The sequence below is a fragment of the Kitasatospora sp. NPDC057542 genome (assembly GCF_042801945.1).
Lineage (GTDB): Bacteria > Actinomycetota > Actinomycetes > Streptomycetales > Streptomycetaceae > Kitasatospora.
Map to the genome: position 1 here is coordinate 1 of NZ_JBHVFE010000748.1, position 2,454 is coordinate 2,454.

Annotated in this window: 4 protein-coding genes; all 4 read right to left on the reverse strand. The window is 69.8% G+C overall.

Annotation, left to right across the window (positions count from 1 at the left end):
* Nucleotides 1-87 precede the first annotated feature (87 nt).
* Entirely contained in the window at nucleotides 88-834 is a 747-nt protein-coding gene (locus ACFU7Y_RS43025) for a hypothetical protein (RefSeq protein ID WP_380771916.1), read from the reverse strand.
* Complete coding sequence (locus ACFU7Y_RS43030; RefSeq protein ID WP_224284180.1) at nucleotides 831-1,319, reverse strand: GNAT family N-acetyltransferase; 489 nt, start codon at nucleotides 1,317-1,319, stop codon at nucleotides 831-833. The genes ACFU7Y_RS43025 and ACFU7Y_RS43030 overlap by 4 nt, the downstream gene beginning before the upstream one ends.
* Before the next feature lie 116 nt (nucleotides 1,320-1,435).
* On the reverse strand, nucleotides 1,436-1,978 hold the full coding sequence (locus ACFU7Y_RS43035; RefSeq protein WP_224284181.1) for a GNAT family N-acetyltransferase: 543 nt from the start codon (nucleotides 1,976-1,978) through the stop codon (nucleotides 1,436-1,438).
* A gap of 62 nt (nucleotides 1,979-2,040) precedes the next feature.
* Complete coding sequence (locus tag ACFU7Y_RS43040) at nucleotides 2,041-2,229, reverse strand: hypothetical protein (protein WP_224284182.1); 189 nt, start codon at nucleotides 2,227-2,229, stop codon at nucleotides 2,041-2,043.
* Between the last annotated feature and the right edge of the window lie 225 nt (nucleotides 2,230-2,454).

Here is a 2,454-nt window from a genome sequence, read left to right on the forward strand (position 1 = left end):
ACGACAAATCCCAAACAGGACAGTCCGAGACGTCAGTCAGGAGGCGAGTCAGCCTCATCAGCAGAACCACCAGTCACATCATCACTGTCAGGAGGGCTGCTGGGCCGGGGAGTTCGGGCGGGGCCGCATCAGTAGCAGGTCCTCGCCCCAGGCGTCCAGCACCGCCGCGTGCCCGGCGGCCCGGGCAGCCGCCTCGGCCCGGGCGAAGAGCCGCTGCTGCGTCGCCACTTCGCCGGTCGCCGTGATCCGGGCGACGGTGTCCAGCAGCTCGGCGCTCTCCCAGCCGGGCAGCGGGAACCGGTCCAGCTCCCAGGCCAAATACTTGTTGTAGGGGCGCGGTCGGCGGTCCAGGGCGAAGAGCAGGTCGAGCAGGAACCCGACACTGGCGGCCGCGTCGAGGTGGCTGGCGAGCGGGTTGCCATCGCGGTGGTTCTTGACCGAGCGGTAGAGCGAGTTGGCGTAGGCGTCCAGCAGGGCGGCGCCGGACCGGAAGGCCTCCTCGGCGCCGAGCCGTCCCATCGCGGCGACGATCCGGGTGATCTCCCCGTCGCGGCGGTCGACCAGCACCCGGGAGCGGGCGATGGCGTACCGCTCCCAGTCGGCGGGCCGGCGGAACCGTTCGAGGGTGGTGACGACCAGGTCGAGCCGCGCGGAGCGGTAGCCGTCGAGCGCGGCCAGCTCGCTCGCCGCGTCGTCGGCGAGGATGACGTAGAGGTCGTGGTCGGAGTGACGGGTGGTCATGCCGTCGTGGGCCCGGGAGCCCTTGAGGACGAGCCCGATGACGGCCGGGTCGGCCGTCGCATCGGCGATGAACGCCGCGAAATCCAGCGTCATGCCAGGTCCTTGCGCATCATCGTGCACATCGTCTCGTACCGCTGGAGCGAGCCGTCCTTGGCCTCCACGTCCCAGGAGTCGAGCTCGCGGCTGAAGGCCCGGTAGCCCAGGCGTTCGTAGAGGGCGCGGGCGCGCGGGTTGCTCTCCTCGACGCCGAGTTCGGCGCGGGTCAGGCCCCGGGCGCCGATCCGCTGCTCGGCGGAGCGGATCAGCAGTGTGCCGATCCCGCAGGACTGCAGGGCCGGGTGGACGCTGAGTTGCCAGAGCGTGCCGGCGCCGGGTTTGACCGTGTAGTCGATGCCGCCGACCGCCACCGGGAGCCCGACCGGCGTGCAGACCGCCAGGTAGTCGATCTCGCCCGCCTCGGCGCGGCGGATCTGGTGGACGAGTTCGCGCACGTGCTTGGGGGAGCCGGCCCAGCCGCAGGACGGCAGGTCCGCGTCGGTGAGGCCACGCACCGACAGGTGCAGTCTGATCTCGGTCATCGCCGCATCCCTTCGACTCCGACAGCGGCCGTCTGCCATTTCAGCAAGCCGGTCCCCGTGCCGTCCAAGGGGTTTCGGCTCAGGGCCGTGTGTCCCGAGCCGGTTCCCGCTTGCTGTCAGTGGTCAGCACCATGGGCTGGTTCGCGGGACAGGTTGCGGACGTACCAGTCGAACCGGTTGCCGTCCGCATCCAGGACTTGCTTGACGTAGGTGAAGCCCGCCCTGAGGGCGACCGCGGCCGAGCCCGGGTTCTCCGGAGCCACCTGGATCACCGCCTGATCTGCTCCTTCGCCTGCCGCGTATCGGCAGACCAGGAGGACCGCGCGGGTCGCCAGGCCCCGTCCACGCCAGGCGGGGTAGAGCCCGTAGGCGATGTTCACCTGCCCAGCGGCAAGGCCGGCCATCTCGAACCGGAGGTCGATCGTTCCCGCGAGGGTCTGCTCGGCGCCCACTCGGATTCCGAAGGCACACAACGGTCCCTTGGTGGCCCACTGTTCCATGCAGTGGCGGATGTATTTCTCGGTGCCGGCCCGAGTGCCCGGCCCCCCGTTCAGCCAGCGCACCAAGAGGTCGTCCTCGCCAGCCAGGTGGGCATTGACGTCGGCCGGGCTCAGGGGCGACAGGGTGAGATCGCCGACGGTCAGCTTCAGATCACGCATCCGCCGACTCTCGGTCCTTCCACGGTGGCCAGGCAATCCGATATCCGGGTTGTGCCACCGATTCAACCGTCGACTTGGGTCGGGTGCGCTGGTGGTGCGGAGTTGCTCGGGCGGTGCTGGGCGAACAGACCGCGTTCGGGCTCGGTGAGGACGCCGAGGCTGACCAGGCGCTTGAGCTTGTGCCGGGTGCTCTCGATGTTCTTCGGCATGATGGCGAGGTCGAGGCGCTCGCACAGGTCGCGGGCGCGCATTGGCCCGGTCGGGCGCGGACCGCCCGGGGCGCATGCCGCGATGCGCACCGAGGGCATCGCCGAGCAGTTCCGACTCCACCCGAATGCTGGTTGTCGGCAGCGGGTGAAACGAGGTTCTGGATCACTTTCCGGGCTCTGTCGCTGATTGAGGGGTTCGCGCTGGGCCGCAGATGGGTGGGCATCACCTGGGCGTGGCTGATGGAGTTCGGGTCGCTGACCTGCTCT